This is a genomic window from Shewanella psychromarinicola (assembly GCF_003855155.1).
In the GTDB taxonomy this organism is placed as follows: Bacteria; Pseudomonadota; Gammaproteobacteria; order Enterobacterales; family Shewanellaceae; genus Shewanella; species Shewanella psychromarinicola.
In genome coordinates this window covers 3708553-3723901 of the sequence record NZ_CP034073.1, presented here as the reverse complement: position 1 = coordinate 3723901, position 15349 = coordinate 3708553, and the positions used below count along the sequence as shown (strand labels likewise).

Annotated in this window: 11 protein-coding genes; 7 read left to right on the top strand and 4 right to left on the bottom strand. The window is 43.1% G+C overall.

Going from position 1 to position 15349, the window contains the following annotated elements:
• Nucleotides 1-332 precede the first annotated feature (332 nt).
• The 3 genes from EGC80_RS22475 to EGC80_RS16240 all read left to right on the top strand — a co-directional run bounded on the left by EGC80_RS22475 (nt 333) and on the right by EGC80_RS16240 (nt 2828).
• Complete coding sequence (locus tag EGC80_RS22475; RefSeq protein WP_164839479.1) at nt 333-491, top strand: hypothetical protein; 159 nt, start codon at nt 333-335, stop codon at nt 489-491.
• Nucleotides 488-1765: an MFS transporter gene (locus tag EGC80_RS16245; RefSeq protein ID WP_124013728.1), complete on the top strand. Its 1278-nt coding sequence runs from the start codon at nt 488-490 to the stop codon at nt 1763-1765. Before EGC80_RS22475 ends, EGC80_RS16245 begins: the two co-directional genes overlap by 4 nt.
• Nucleotides 1766-2423: 658 nt before the next feature.
• On the top strand, nt 2424-2828 hold the full coding sequence (locus EGC80_RS16240) for a GFA family protein (RefSeq protein WP_124013727.1): 405 nt from the start codon (nt 2424-2426) through the stop codon (nt 2826-2828).
• A 206-nt stretch (nt 2829-3034) separates the two neighbouring features.
• Here the strand turns inward: EGC80_RS16240 and EGC80_RS16235 are convergent, their stop codons facing one another.
• Nucleotides 3035-3478: a SirB2 family protein gene (locus EGC80_RS16235; RefSeq protein ID WP_101031506.1), complete on the bottom strand. Its 444-nt coding sequence runs from the start codon at nt 3476-3478 to the stop codon at nt 3035-3037.
• A gap of 1253 nt (nt 3479-4731) precedes the next feature.
• Between EGC80_RS16235 and EGC80_RS16230 the strand changes: the two genes are divergently transcribed.
• A complete protein-coding gene (locus tag EGC80_RS16230; protein WP_101031504.1) occupies nt 4732-6354 on the top strand; it encodes a BCCT family transporter in 1623 nt (540 codons plus the stop codon).
• Nucleotides 6355-6748: 394 nt separating this feature from the next.
• Here the strand turns inward: EGC80_RS16230 and ilvD are convergent, their stop codons facing one another.
• Nucleotides 6749-8455, bottom strand: coding sequence for a dihydroxy-acid dehydratase (ilvD, locus tag EGC80_RS16225; RefSeq protein ID WP_124013726.1), 1707 nt, complete (start codon nt 8453-8455; stop codon nt 6749-6751).
• 399 nt (nt 8456-8854) lie between these two features.
• Complete coding sequence (locus tag EGC80_RS16220) at nt 8855-9364, bottom strand: peptide-methionine (S)-S-oxide reductase (protein ID WP_124013725.1); 510 nt, start codon at nt 9362-9364, stop codon at nt 8855-8857.
• 381 nt (nt 9365-9745) lie between these two features.
• Here EGC80_RS16220 and EGC80_RS16215 point away from each other — a divergent pair, with 381 nt between their 5' ends.
• Together EGC80_RS16215 and EGC80_RS16210 are read left to right on the top strand one after the other, a co-directional pair.
• Nucleotides 9746-11605, top strand: a complete 1860-nt coding sequence (locus EGC80_RS16215; protein WP_124013724.1) for a TonB-dependent receptor plug domain-containing protein — start codon at nt 9746-9748, stop codon at nt 11603-11605.
• A 176-nt stretch (nt 11606-11781) separates the two neighbouring features.
• The gene (locus tag EGC80_RS16210) at nt 11782-12630 is read left to right on the top strand and encodes an EamA family transporter (protein ID WP_233768518.1); all 849 of its coding nucleotides are present in this window, start codon (nt 11782-11784) and stop codon (nt 12628-12630) included.
• A gap of 309 nt (nt 12631-12939) precedes the next feature.
• On the opposite strand, the gene EGC80_RS16205 is transcribed toward EGC80_RS16210, so the two are convergent.
• Nucleotides 12940-13389 (bottom strand): SUF system Fe-S cluster assembly regulator, encoded by a 450-nt coding sequence (locus EGC80_RS16205; protein WP_101031494.1) that lies wholly within the window; start codon nt 13387-13389, stop codon nt 12940-12942.
• 462 nt (nt 13390-13851) lie between these two features.
• Here EGC80_RS16205 and sufB point away from each other — a divergent pair, with 462 nt between their 5' ends.
• Nucleotides 13852-15294, top strand: a complete 1443-nt coding sequence (sufB, locus tag EGC80_RS16200; protein WP_101031492.1) for a Fe-S cluster assembly protein SufB — start codon at nt 13852-13854, stop codon at nt 15292-15294.
• The last annotated feature ends 55 nt before the right edge of the window (nt 15295-15349 follow it).

Here is a 15349-nt window from a genome sequence, read left to right as displayed (position 1 = left end):
TTGATCCACATGCTCGATTGATTAAAGACTCCGACCATTGTGATGAGGAAGATATATTCATCCCTCTTGGAATCGGCATAGCGTTAACATTGCTTGTGGTTTGCCTTTAAGTGAAAACAGATGAATCAATTCGAATAATATCTGCTCGAAAACCAGAAAAATTCGAACGTAAATATTCGAGGAATTTCGCCATGGGTAAACAATATGACTTTTCAAATTCTGTCCAGCCATCCCTATACACAGACATTAAACGAATAAATCACAATCAGGCTTGATAAAGAGACTATAGCCTATTCTAACGAAATGGCTGACGACAAAGGCATTCCTTTTCAATGGCTAATCAAGCTTTATCTTCACAGCTGCGCACAAAACCATCTGGATTTGAACTTTCAATGGCAATTATCGGCTCAAATAACAAACGCATGCAGTTGGACGCGGCAAAGCCGCAGGCTGCACAAAAAATCAACAGGGCGCGAAAGGAGGTTTCATGATTAAAGTGTTGTTCAGGGTCTGGCCCCTTTTACTCGGCATTGTGTTCATCATGCTCGGCAACGGCATGCATTTCACCCTTATCGGCCTGCGCGGCGGGATTGAGGGTTTTTCGACTGCTGAACTGGCCATCGTTACATCGGGCTATTTTATGGGTTTTCTGTTGGGCGCGCGCTTATCTCCGCTGATGATCAAACGGGTAGGGCATGTGCGCGTCTTCGCGGCGCTTGGCAGCTTTATGTCGGCGGGGCTAATCGCCTTTCCGTTGCTGACCGAACCTTGGGCTTGGACTGTGCTGCGACTGCTCTTGGGCATTTGCATGTCGGGTATCTATGTCACTGCCGAGAGTTGGCTGAACAACGCTGCCACCAATGAGACGCGCGGCAAGGTGCTGTCGGCTTATATGATCGCGCAGACGCTGGGTATCATCGGCGCACAGGGCCTGCTGACGTTAGGCGATGCCGGGACCTCAGTGCTGTTTATGTGTGCCTCGATTCTCGTTTCGATCTCCTTTGCGCCAATCCTGCTTTCCGCCACCCCGGTCCCAGTTGTCGAAGTTGTCCGTCCTATGCCTTTGCGTGACCTTTACACCGGCTCGCCGCTCGGCACCGTCGGGATATTTTTGCTTGGCAGCGCCTTCGCGACGCAAACGGGTATGGGCGCGGTTTTCGGCACTCAGATAGGGCTCACGGCGACACAGATAGCGCTGTTCATCGCGATGCTGTTCTCCGGGGCTTTGGTATTGCAATATCCCATCGGCTGGCTTTCGGACCAGATGGATCGGCGTAAGTTGATTTTCGGAGCAGCCTCTCTCGGCGCGGCATCTTGCGCATTGGGTTGGCTCACTAGCGGCGGTCTGTGGCCCTTGATGGTGTCCGCCTTCTTCGCTGGCGGTGTGGCAATGCCGCTCTATGCCTTGTTACTGGCCCACGCTAACGATTCTCTTTCGACCGAAGATATGCCAGCGGCCTCCGGGGGGTTAGTTTTCACCTTCGGACTGGGCGCGATCTTAGGCCCACTGGTTACTGGCTTGGCGATGCAAGGGCTTGGCCCCTACGGATTCTGGCTGGTGCTTGGCGCGACCTTCTGTGCTATCGCGTTTTATGCGCTTTACCGCATGACGCAGCGCGCGGTCACCCCAGTGGACGAAACCGAAAGCTATCTTGGTGTACTGCCCACCGCGTCATTTGTGGCGGTGGAGGCAGCAGGTGCTTGGGCCGCCGAAAAGGCCGAGGCTGAACGCGAGGCCGATGTGGAAGCTGACGATAAATCCTGATCGCGGTGGCGCAATGGCGCAAACAGGCAGCCGACATGGAAGCTCGACCGCGGCGACCAGACCAATTGCGTCCGTTTGGTCCCTATCGGGCGCGCATATTGCGTAAACAGGACCATCTAAGATCTGTGGCAATGATTTAAACACTCGTATTTTGTTAAGTGTATTTTGCGGTAATGAGTGATGACCCGACCTATACCAACAATTGTGCTTAGAAGAGATACCTTCCCCTGTATATGGGAAGTTGCCACTGCTGCACTGCGTCGTTAGCCCCGTTTTCATGTGCGGGTAGACGCCAATACAGTTGGAAACGTGAACAACCGATGAAATGGATTGGTCCTCAAATTTTTGAACTCGCTATCATTTTTGCTATTGATATTTGTGCCTATGCACTCTTGTTAATGAGCAGAGAGTCATCATTTGCTGATGGTCTTGAAAGTGGATGTAGATATAACGATAAGCGGGTCAGATAACAATGTTATGGTCCAATGCAGAAGGGGGTAAAGGCAAAATGTTAACCCAAAAGTTTGTTAAAGATGAAAGCTAATATCAAATAGTCATATAACACATCAATTATATGCACCTAACAAGATGGGCTGTGACGCAAAAACTCACATCCCGTATTGAAGTATTAAATGCAATCAGTTACGGAGGGAGTCTAATGTCAAAAATTACAGGTAGTTGCTTATGCGGGAAAGTTACTTTCGAAATGAATAATAATTTCGATAAATTTCACTTTTGTTATTGTAGACAATGCCAAAAGACAACCGGCAGTGCTCATGCTTCAAATTTATTCACACAACCTGATAATATTACATGGTTGAGTGGTTTCGAATTAGTTAAACGTTTTGATGTTGCTGGTCGTTCTATATCGAAAGCGTTTTGTACTGAGTGTGGATGTGGAGTACCTGACCTTTCTGGTTCAGGTAAAGCTTTAGTTGTGCCTGCAGGGTGCTTAGATGCTAACCCTGATATAGCCCCCCAAGACAAAATTTTCTGCTCTGAAAAACCAGAATGGTACGATAAGGCTATTTATGCAAAATCATTTTTGGAATTTGCAGAGTAATTTACACTTATCAAGAAGTTATTCATAGATTTACTGCTCTCTAGGACTATCAACCATTCATCTTCCCTAGAGCGCTTTTGCCTCAGCGTGAATGACTATCTTTTGCCAGTGACAAAAAGCTATCGAATGACATAAAGATCGAGCGAGTCAGTGCTTATTTTATCAAACCGTGGTTAACATTACTTAACCACTTCAATTGAAATAGCCTAGCAAATCGCTGTTAACATGGACTGTCCTAACTCAATATAAGCATTAGTATCTTCGCTTATACCTTTGACTTTAAGATGATCGGCAAAACCAAGTCGTGCACTCATGACGAACCAAAATATTGCACTAATTAAGCCCACAATACGCCACAAATTTGACTTAGCCCACTTAAGCGCAAAGGTAATAGACAGTACATAGAGTACGAAACCACCTAATTTAGATGATGCCCACCCATTTACGAAGGGGTACAATTTAAGTGGATTAACGGCAACCAGATAGATAAAGGTGAAGATAAACAGAGTATATAAAATATGTGGGCCAATCTTCAGTAGTTTATTATTAACCTTGTCAGACCCTTTCATCGTCAACACAAAGTTAATGATGAAAAAGATAAACGTAAGCGCAATTATGGTCAAATGGGTATGTTTAACTATCATGTACATGGTGTTGTTCCCTAAAAATAATTTTTTTATTTAATATTTAGACTGACTGAATATAGTGTAAAGTCAAATAAAAGGCTCTGGTCTAATGCTTCTAGTTCCATTGTTTACGGTTTACCCTTTAAATAATGAGGTGATCCAACATCTGACTTTGAACATGGAAATACCATCGAATTTAAAAGGGCGCTTGTAAAGGTGTTTTGTCCAAAAGATAAATCACTTACAAAATATATACCTTTACCTCGTCTTTTAATACCACGTTATCATCCACATTTCATAGCGTATCGACAAGTTAACCCGCTTTGCCTGCTACGACAACATTGTTAAACAATCATTGTCAGCGGCTATATCAACAATGGCATTTCATACCATGGTGGTCAGCATCAGACGCCGGCACAAAAACAAAACCTGCAACTATAAGCGTCGCCGTTATTGCCTGAATGCTGGCACTATGAATATGTTAAAAGTTTACTGACCTTGTTAAAGGGTTATTTTTATTATCAATACCATCCTTACGAATGGTACTGAGATTAAGATCAATTAAGTTACTCATTAACTTAGGATATTTATCTCACTCATTAAAGCCCCAAAGCAATGTAGAGTAACTAGCCATTAACAATATCCTCATATCAATTTGCCATAAACTGACATCTGTAATGAATGGGACTAGTTTCTATCTCAATCAATTTACAACCATGAGTCTAAAAAAGCGGCGAGTATTACTTAGCCACTACAAAGTGAGCTTAGTAACAATGGCAAGACGCATATAATCGCCGAGCTCATATTGAGATAGTGACTAGAAGAATGGGCTGCAAGGTTTACAGCGCTGAAAAATTTATTCTATAAATAATCACCCACTAAAGTTGATAACCAGCAGAATAAAAAGTGCTCAAACGGCATATTTATTATGCTTAATTGAGATTGCCGCGATTAAATCTTCTGCTCAAGTTGGACTTAGCTAACTGAACTGTAAGTTAATTTCATTTAATCATTTCACTGTTTATCTTTTCATTGAGTACTTAGCAAGGTACGAGTTGCAGTAAGCCAATGTTCTGCCTTGATAAAATCGTAAGATACAATTTAAATCGCTTTAGCTGACCCTAAACTAGCGAGGAAAAAGATCTTCCGAAGAAAGCTCACAACCTAGTTAGGGTTGATTTTAAAAATATAGGCTGATAGTCTCTGTCGTTTTTTTTGGTACTAGGTACTAGTAGTGGCAAAAATCTTTTAGTAGCAAAAAACTTTTGGAGTCAGAGATGACTGATTTAACGGACAGCTTTAAAGTGGCTGATATAACGACTTCGTTAGCTGCAACTAGCAGTAATGTATGCGATCCTCGTTCGGCCCCCCGCTCAGTAGAGAAGAGCTCTACAGCGGAAAAATTGGCCTTAAGCAATCCAGCCTTTTGGTATAGTGGTGGATTTATCTGCTTGTTTGTTTTACTGGCTTTATTCGACAGTGAACTGTTAGCCAGTTTGGTCAATACTGGTTTTTCGTGGTCGGTAAATGTGTTCGGCCCTTATTGGCAAGTATTATTATTACTGACCTTTTTAATTAGTCTAGCGTTAGCTGCAGGTCGTACTGGGAATGTTATTTTAGGTGGGATTGCTAAACCTGAAATGGGTACCTTTCGTTGGATGGCTATTATATTTTGTACGCTACTTGCCGGTGGTGGTGTTTTTTGGGCTGCTGCAGAGCCTATAGCCCATTTTGTTAGTCCTCCGCCTTTGTATGGCGCATCAGGAGATATTCAGCAAGTTGCTGTTAATGCATTATCGCAATCCTTTATGCATTGGGGCTTCCTCGCGTGGGCTATCGTCGGTAGCTTAACGGCTATTGTGGTGATGCATCTACATTATGATAAAGGTTTACCGCTAAAACCAAGGATCCTTCTTTATCCTGTTCTTGGTGAGCGAGCGCTGAAAGGCCATACTGGTGCATTGATTGATGCCTGCTGCATTATCGGTGTTGCCGCTGGCACCATCGGTCCTATTGGTTTCCTTGGGTTACAGGTTAGTTACGCATTAAATGCGCTGTTTGAAATTCCTGATGGTTTTACGACACAATTAATCATTATCTTATTTGCCATTGCCTTGTATACCTTATCGGCGTTAAGTGGTTTGAATCGAGGCATGCAAACATTGAGTCGTTATAATGTGATCCTCGCCTCTGCTTTAATGCTTTATATTCTCATTTTTGGTCCAACAAACTTTATTATTAATGGTTATATCCAAGGGGTGGGTAGTCTGCTTAATAACTTCATTCCGATGGCGACATTTAGAGGTGATGAAAGTTGGTTAAGCGGATGGACAGTCTTCTTTTGGGGATGGTTCGTTGGTTATAGCCCAATGATGGCAATTTTTATTGCGCGAATTTCTCGTGGCAGAAGTCTTCGTCAACTCATCTCGACGACTAGCATTATTGCGCCCTTGGTAACGTGTTTTTGGTTTACTGTTGTGGGTGGCTCTGGCTTGGCATTTGAAATTGCCAATCCTGGCAGCGTGAGTGGCGCGTTTGAAGGTTTTAACTTGCCCGGTGCATTACTGGCCGTAACATCACAATTGCCTTTTCCGACGGTGATCTCGATTTTATTCTTAGTATTGACGACTATTTTTATCGTCACCACCGGTGATTCGATGACTTATACCATCAGTGTCGTCATCAGTGGTGAAACAGAGCCCAATGCAATGATCCGTATATTTTGGGGTGTCATGATGGGGGTCACAGCGTTAATTTTGATTTCCCTCGGTTCTGGGGGGATATCTGCGCTGCAATCCTTCATTATTATCACCGCGGTCCCTGTGTCGATCATATTGCTGCCTTCTCTTTGGAATGCACCACAAATCGCGATGCAAATGGCCAAGGATCAAGGGTTATAAAAAGTATTCATTAAAGACAATATATAAGCATTAGTAAGACGATAAATGATGTGGTTCGAGGCCTAAAGTTGAAAATATAGCGAATCTTAATCAACAACTTATAACAACGAAGACCATCGTTTCTCGGCTTGCGCTTAGGTGTTTAGGCCGAAGCCTAGCACTGTGTTGAAATGACTAATCTGTGACCTCAGGGATGAGGCTAATCTACTAACGAATCCGCTATTTTGAACTTGGTACAGAAGAAACCCTAAGAAACAAAAAAGTGGCGATGTCTTATCTCGGCGGCTGATATTTCCAGCCATATTGTTGTCTTAGGATCGATGTAAAAGATTGTAAAAAAGCCCAAGCAGAAAATTCTGCATAGGGCTTTATGATGCACTAACGAACGTCATGCTTAAAAGTCATCGAGTACGGCACCTTTACTGGCGCTAGAAGCGTTAAAAGCAAACTTTGCTTGCACTCCTCGGTTGTAACGTGGCATTGGCGCTTGCCAGCTTTTTTTACGCTCAAAAAGCTCCTCATCGCTGATGTTCAGTTGCAGTAGCAACTGTTTAGCATCAATTGTGATGGAGTCGTTTTCATTAATGAACGCGATGTTACCCCCAGCGGCCGCTTCAGGTGCCACATGTCCGACTACCATTCCCCAGGTACCACCGGAAAAGCGACCGTCGGTGATTAAGCCAACGCTTTCACCTAAACCTGCACCAACTAATGCGCCTGTAGGTGCAAGCATTTCTGGCATCCCGGGGCCACCTTTAGGTCCTAGGTAGCGCAATACCATAACGTCACCTGCGTTGATTTTCCCCGCCAATATGGCTGCCAGAGCGGTTTGTTCATCGTTGAACACCCGGGCTGGGCCTGTCATTACCGGATTTTTTAGGCCGGTGATTTTGGCTACACAGCCTTCGGGTGACAAATTACCCTTAAGAATGGCCAGGTGGCCCTGCTGGTACATAGGGTTGCTTATCGGACGAATCACATCCTGATCGGCACGTGGCACATCGGGCACGTCTTTCAGTACTTCTGCAATGTTCTGACCGGTGATGGTTAAACAGTCGCCATGCAGTAGGCCTGCGGACAATAATATTTTCATGACCTGCGGGATCCCACCGGCTTGGTGCAGATCGACAGCCAAGTATTCTCCACTAGGTTTGAGGTTGCACAGTACGGGTGTCTTTTGGCGCACTCGCTCAAAGTCGTCAATCGTCCATTCCACTTCAGCCGCATGGGCGATAGCTAAAAAGTGCAGCACGGCATTAGTCGAGCCACCCGTGGCCATGATGACCGCCACCGCGTTTTCAATCGATTTACGGGTAACAATATCGCGGGGTTTGATATTTTGCCTTATTGCTTCAATCAGTACCTTGGCAGACTCTTTGGCGGAATCCACTTTCTCGTCATGGGGGTTAGCCATAGTTGATGAATAGGGCAGAGAAATACCTAAGGCTTCAAATGAGCTAGACATGGTATTTGCTGTGTACATACCACCGCAGCTACCTGTGCTTGGAACGGCCCTACGCTCAATTTGCAATAAGTCCTCGTCGCTCATTTTTCCAGCGGCATGTTGACCCACGGCTTCGAAAACACTGACGATATTGAGTGCTTTACCCTTATAATGCCCGGGTAGAACGGTGCCGCCATACACATAGATAGAAGGCACGTTGGCACGCAGCATACCCATTAGGCCGCCAGGCATATTTTTATCACAACCACCAATAACTATTACGCCGTCCATCCACTGACCCTGTACGCAGGTTTCAATACAGTCAGAGATCACTTCGCGGCTGATCAATGAATACTTCATGCCCTCGGTGCCCATGGCCATACCATCTGAAATGGTCGGGGTGCCAAAAACTTGGGCGTTACCACCCGCTTCTTCAATACCTGCGATTGCGGCATCGGCTAACTTTTGCAGGCCACTGTTGCACGGAGTGATAGTGCTGTGTCCGTTGGCGACACCAACCATGGGTTTATTGAAGTCTTCGGCTTGGTAACCCATAGCGTAATACATCGAACGATTTGGCGCGCGTGTCGGTCCTTCGGTAATGTTTTTACTACGACGATTAATCTGGTCGCTAGTGTTTTTATTGTCTTGCGTCATAGTGTTTCTCGTCGAATTAACGTTAATTAAAGTAAAGTATGCCCGAGGGAATGAAACGACTCCAGATATTTAGCATGCTGACGCCTTTGTTAATATCACTATTCCTAAAACCTAGATCGCTTCGCTGCTAGAACGCTACGCGGCTAGATTCTATAAAAGCAAAGCTTAGATGCTAGGTGACGAGCGATATCAAGCGAAAGGGCGATATCAAGCGAAGGGGCGATATCAAGCGAAAGAGCGATATCAAGCGAAAGAGCGATATCAAGCGAAAGAGCGATATCAAGCGAAAAGGCGATAGCAAGCGAAAGAACGATAGCAAGCGAAGGGGCTTAGGAGCTAGACCGCTTTATCCGTGAGCGCAGCGTTCGCTTGTTATCGTTTCTGAAGCCAATGTTCACCCTACTTGTATTTATGTAATATCTTCTTAGGAATATGACAATAATCATGTGGAAACCGAGTTAATCTTTGTTGGTGTTCTTCATCGCTTTTTACATAGTTGAGCAGCGGCAAAATTTCAACGACAATCTTATCTGCGTCGTCACGGTGCCTAATATACTCAATAGCAGTCTCGAGGTGACTACTGTGTTTACTGTATATTCCGCTGCGGTATTTTTTCCCCACATCCTTGCCTTGCTTATTGATGCTGTAAGGATCAATAATTTCAAAAAAGTAACCTATAAGCTTATTAACATTAACAGTGCTTGGGCAGAAGGTCACTTTTACACACTCTGCATAGCCATCATAATTGCTCTTGGTGGTATCGGTTAAGCCATTGGCTCGACCTGCCTGTGTTGCAAAAATGCCTGGCAAGTACTTCATAAATTCTTGCACGCCCCAAAGACAACCGCCGGCAAAATAAATTATTTCTCGCTCGTTGTAAGCAATCTTATTATCTTGTTGTATTTTCATATTAGGTCTTTATAAAAAATGAATTCAGTTTTATGAGTTATTCTATTGATTACTGTAATAGCAAGTAGAGCGTTATAGATCTGTTTGTTATGTGTTCAGTGATAAATTATTATCAGTTGAGAATAGTTATCATGTGTAATATTTTACCCGCTAAGATACACTATCAATTAACGTATCAATTAACGAATCGATTACTCGCTTTCAACTGAAACCTATCTTACGATATTTCGTTTGCTTGTTCCAATTCGTTAATCCCATGGCTGTATAGCACAAAGATGAGGAATGACTTTTTTTGCTACTTGGGCATATGATTGGGGGCAGGGGAAGTGAAAATAAGCGTTTTTACAGATAGTTCAAACAGTGTAAATAGAGAACATTAACATGATTCGAGTTGTACAAATTGCTTTGTCCGCTTTGTTATTTAGCCTATCGTCTGTTTCATCGGCAGCCGACGATGCTAATGATGTAAGTACAGATATTGAGAAAATTACGGTTCAGGGCTCAACCACGGCTAATACTAAACCTGTTGGCACTTTTGGTTCGCCAGTTTCAAATCTAGAATATGATCCGCGCGTTGATCTACAGTCGCGCAATATGGCAGAAGCTCAAGCTGATGTGACGATTCGAGGTGGTATTTTCGAAAATACTGGCTTTAGGGTCGGCAGCGCAACGTTATTGGATCCGCAAACGGGACATTATTTTGCCGAAATTCCGATTGCTCAGGAAATGTTATCTAACGCTAAGGTACTTACTGGCGCAGATAATGCGCTTTTCGGTGTTAACAGCTCGGTAGGCACAGTTTCCCGCGACTGGACACTCATAAATACGGCAGGTAGTGCTTCTATTGGCGCAGGTAATAACAACTTTACTCTTCAACGGGTTCACAGCGGTGTGAGTATGGCACTCGCTGACTCTACCGATTGGACTATCGGTTTTGAAGGTGAATATTCTCGCTCTGAAAGTGACGGTACGATAGATAATGGCGACCATGATTTTCAACGCGCCTCTGGTCGTATTCAGTTAGTTGGGTCATCATCACAGACAGATCTATTTTTTGGTTCTCAAGAAAAATTCTTTGGCTGGCCAAATATGTACACGCCATTTAATGTTAATGAAACTGAAGACCTCAAAACGCGACTATTATTGCTTAATCATAAACAGCATTATTCACGAGACAGCACATTTGAAATGTCCGCTTACAATCGTCGTAACACCGACCATTACGTTTTTTCGCGCGAAAATCCTGAAATATTCGAAGCCTTTCATGAAACCGATGTTACATCAATCGCACTTTCAGGTCGCCATGCACAAACAGCATCGTTTGCCCTCAATTACTCAACACAGTTTATAACAGACAGTATTGAATCAACCACGCTTGAAAATAACTTTACTTCGCGTGAGTATTACAAACTCAGTGTATTACCTGAATACCGAATGTCTCTACAAGATGATCAACAGTTAACTTTTCGTCTCGGCGCTGCTTTTGATGATACTAACCGGGACGATTCACAAGCCTCCCTTATTGGTGATGTAACCTGGAATACAATAAATGCTGACGATACCTCGCAAACACTTTATCTCTCTTATGCAGAAGCCAGTCAAGTGGCAGGTTATACCGCTATAGGTGGGAGTGACAGCGGTGGGCTATTTAGAAGTAACTATGATCTTGAGCGAGAAACCACTAAAAATATTGAATTAGGCCTGGCATTAGACCGAGAAACCTGGCGCCTTGATTCGGCTATTTTTTATCGACAAGATGATGATTTAGCCGATTGGACCTATAGCTTGAGTTCAACCTCTGCTCGTTCAGCAAATCCGGTCGATATAAATACGCTAGGTGTAGAGTTACTTGCGGTAAAACGTTTAGATAATGCAGAAATAATTACCAGCTATACCTTCCTTGATAAATCGGAAAATTATGGTGCTACGGATATTGATGCTAGCTTTTATGCATTGAACTACCCTGATCATCGAGTAACCTTAGGTGTTATTTGGCGACCTACCGACATAGTGGAAGTCCGTGTTGATAACGAGTGGCGTAAACAAGAAGAAAATATTCTACGAAACGGTGACGATGATGCTTTATTCACCCACCTCACGTTAAAAATGTCTCCTTCGCAGTTTAACGGTCTGGATATCATGCTTGCAGCAGACAATCTTTGGGGGGAATCATTTGAAGAGGTACCTGGAACTCCTGGGCGAGGGGAACAATACACTATTAGTGCGGCTTACAACTGGTAACCTTGTCTCAAGTAATCTATATCGGCCCCACTTTTTGACTGGGGGCAGATCGTTACTCTGTAGCACTTGAATAATAGACAACATATAATAAATACAAATCGTGTAGATAGTTAACTATTACAAATAGCTATTGAATCAATTGACATTAAATATTAGAGATTTTAATGGTTTATCTAGTGATCACTACCTTGATTTGGGCTTTTTCCTTTGGTCTTATTGGCAACACGCTCAAAGGTATTGACCCACTTCAAATAGCAGATACGCGCCTATTACTGGCGCTTATTGTTTTTCTTCCCTTTATAAAACGACGCAACACAAACGGGCAGGAAAAATGGCAGCTCATACTGCTTGGCGCACTTCAATACGGGGTAATGTACACCTGCTATCTTTCCGCTTTTCGTTTTATACCATCCCATCTGGTTGCGCTATTTAGCGTTTTTACACCACTTTATATCGTTATTATCAACGATCTTCGACAGCGGTGTTTTACCCCATGGTATTTATTGGCCACTATGCTTTCAATTTTTGGCGCCGCAATTATAAAAATAGGCGATATAGACTCAAGCGAAATTTGGTTAGGATTTGGCCTTATGCAAATAGCCAATATCGCTTTTGCTTTTGGGCAAATTTATTATCGAGATTGGAAGCTAGATAGACCACATATTAGCGACAGCTCTGTATTTGGCTTTTTGTTTATAGGTGCAGCCGCTTTTACCACCATTGTTACGCTGGTGATTTCTCAGCAGCCACCCATTCCTTTAAGCGCAACACCAACGCAGTGGTTCGTTTTAGTGTATATGGGAGTCATAGCATCAGGGCTTGGTTTCTTCCTTTGGAATAAAGGCGCAACCCAAACAAGTGTCGGAGTATTAGGCGTCTTTAACAATGCGGTAGTGCCACTGGCTATGTTTGCCTCCTTGTTTATTTTTGGTGAAGCTAAGGGAGGAACACCAGAAGAACTTGTCAGGCTTGCCATCGGATCACTATTGATTTTGGCGGCGCTATTGATTGCAAAACGAAAATAAATGTCTTGATGATAATTGGCTCAGTTATCCTGATAGGGGTTTTGCAGCCATCCCCTAGAAATCAGCACTAATTGAAGTAAACACGCATTTACTTCATTCACTAAAAGCTGATATTTTAATGAATGTCTCAATAGCATCAGTAATGATGCCTCGTTTATGTGTAATTTAATAGCAAGGCAATACCGTTTATTCCTAATCCTGTTTGCCTATCTAATCATTTGCGAGATCAGCTAGGCACTCAGGCAGGTGATGTAACGTCCTAGCGAAGCGCTATCTATCGGCTAGCGTTGCTAGTTTTTTGGGGGGCGTTCACTCTGATATCGTTATGAGTGCTGACTTCAGACGTTTGACATCCATTGGCGCTTTTCCCATTGCATCAAGTTTTACGTTATGCAAAGCATTTGAAATTAAACGATTAACGATATTCCAATTTCCTTTCAATCCACATGTGTCTACGATTTCACAATCACCGCCATCTAACTTAACACATTCCGTTAATGCAATCGGTCCATCGATAGCTTCAATGACTTCTGCAATTGATATTTGATCGGGTTGACTACTAAGTTTATAACCACCGTGAGGCCCCCTAACAGATTCCACTAATTTGCTATGGGTAAGCGCTCGCATCAATTTACGCAAGGTCGGCAGAGGCAAAGCAGTTAACTCGCACAAGTTATCTAGAGTGATTAACTCCTCGCGACCACACATTTTGAATACCACCAACAACGCATAATCGGCCATGCGGCTAATTCTTATCATAAAAGACTCCCGCAAGAAAATAATAGTCTTAATCAGTGATAATCATAATATATAGTCTACGCCAATGATATTATTTTTTATGCCATACCTCGCTCAGTAAATTTAACGGGCCAGGAAATTCTTGTCTAACATAAAGTCAAAAAAAACCTCATTACTTCTACTCTATATATCAAACCGCTTCTCATTGTAATGCTATCAAGTAGGGTTCCTTATCTTCAAAAAAGGCATAATAAATACTAATTTGGTATTGTATTGTTACTGCGTGTCATATAAATTAATAACATTACTAATTTAGTATTCTTAATGGTGCTAGAGTCTCTTTGAATACAATCTAGAACATAAAAGTGGCTATGTGACCGCTAGCGAAAGATCCGTGCCAAATGAAGATGTTTAGTATCTGGTATCTGGTATGTGACTCGGCACTATTTACTTGGCAAACCTATAAAAAGAGAGTGGATCACTATGAGCGATAGCAGTGTTATTGATGATCGTATTAATTCCGGTTACGACGCAGGTTTTATAACCGATATTGAAATGCAAACGTTTGATCCTGGATTAGATGAAAATGTCATTAGGAAAATATCGGCCAAAAAAAATGAACCCGCATTTATGTTGGAATGGCGGTTAAATGCCTATCAACAATGGCTAAAGATGGAACGCCCAGAATGGGCGCAGGTCAATTATCCTGAAATTGACTTCGACGCTATTTCTTACTATTCAAGTCCGAAAAGTCAAGACGATGCACCAAAAAGCTTGGATGAGGTCGACCCTGAATTGTTGCGTACCTATGAAAAATTAGGTATCCCATTGCATGAGCAAGCGGCACTGGCTGGTGTTGCCGTTGATATCGTGTTTGATAGTGTGTCTATTATTACCACCTTTAAAGAAAAGCTGGCTGAATCTGGGGTTATTTTCTGTTCACTTTCAGAAGCTATTATCGAACATCCTGAATTAATTAAAAAATATTTGGGCTCTGTTGTGCCCATTAGCGATAACTTTTATTCGGCATTAAACTGTGCAGTATTTAGTGACGGCTCGTTTGTTTATATTCCAAAAGGAGTTAGATGTCCGATGGAGTTGTCGACCTATTTTCGGATCAATGAAATGAATACCGGCCAGTTTGAGCGTACCTTAATTATTGCTGATGAGGGCAGCTATGTTAGCTATCTTGAAGGCTGTACTGCCCCATCGCGAGATGAAAACCAACTTCATGGCGCCGTCGTTGAGTTAGTTGCGTTAAAAGGCGCACAAATCAAATATTCAACCGTTCAGAACTGGTATCCAGGCGATGTAAACGGTAAAGGCGGGATCTATAATTTTGTGACCAAACGGGGTGTCTGCCACACAGATGCGAAAATATCTTGGACTCAGGTAGAAACGGGTTCAGCCATTACATGGAAGTACCCCAGTGTGATATTACTGGGTGATAATAGTGTCGGTGAATTTTATTCCGTTGCCTTAACTCGTCACGCGCAACAAGCTGATACGGGAACCAAGATGATCCATCTTGGTCGTAATACTCGCAGCACCATTATCTCAAAGGGTATTTCAGCGGGCAAAGGCTCAAACTCATATCGTGGATTAGTCCATATGTCGCCCAAAGCAGATGGCGCACGTAATTTCACCCAATGTGATTCACTGTTAATTGGTGATAAATGTGCAGCTCATACATTCCCTTATATTGTCAGCAAAAATCCCAGTGCGATAGTTGAACATGAAGCAACGACTTCAAAAGTCAGTGACGATCAGTTATTTCTGTGTCAGCAACGCGGTATCGACCCTGAAAAAGCAGTATCAATGATTGTTAATGGCTTCTGTAAATCCGTTTTCAAAGAGCTGCCAATGGAGTTTGCTGTTGAAGCCGGAAAACTGTTAGAGGTTAGCCTAGAAGGCTCGGTTGGATAACGCGCTAGGTAGGTCAACCCTGACAACAGGCGTTGTATCACGTTAATAAAGACGT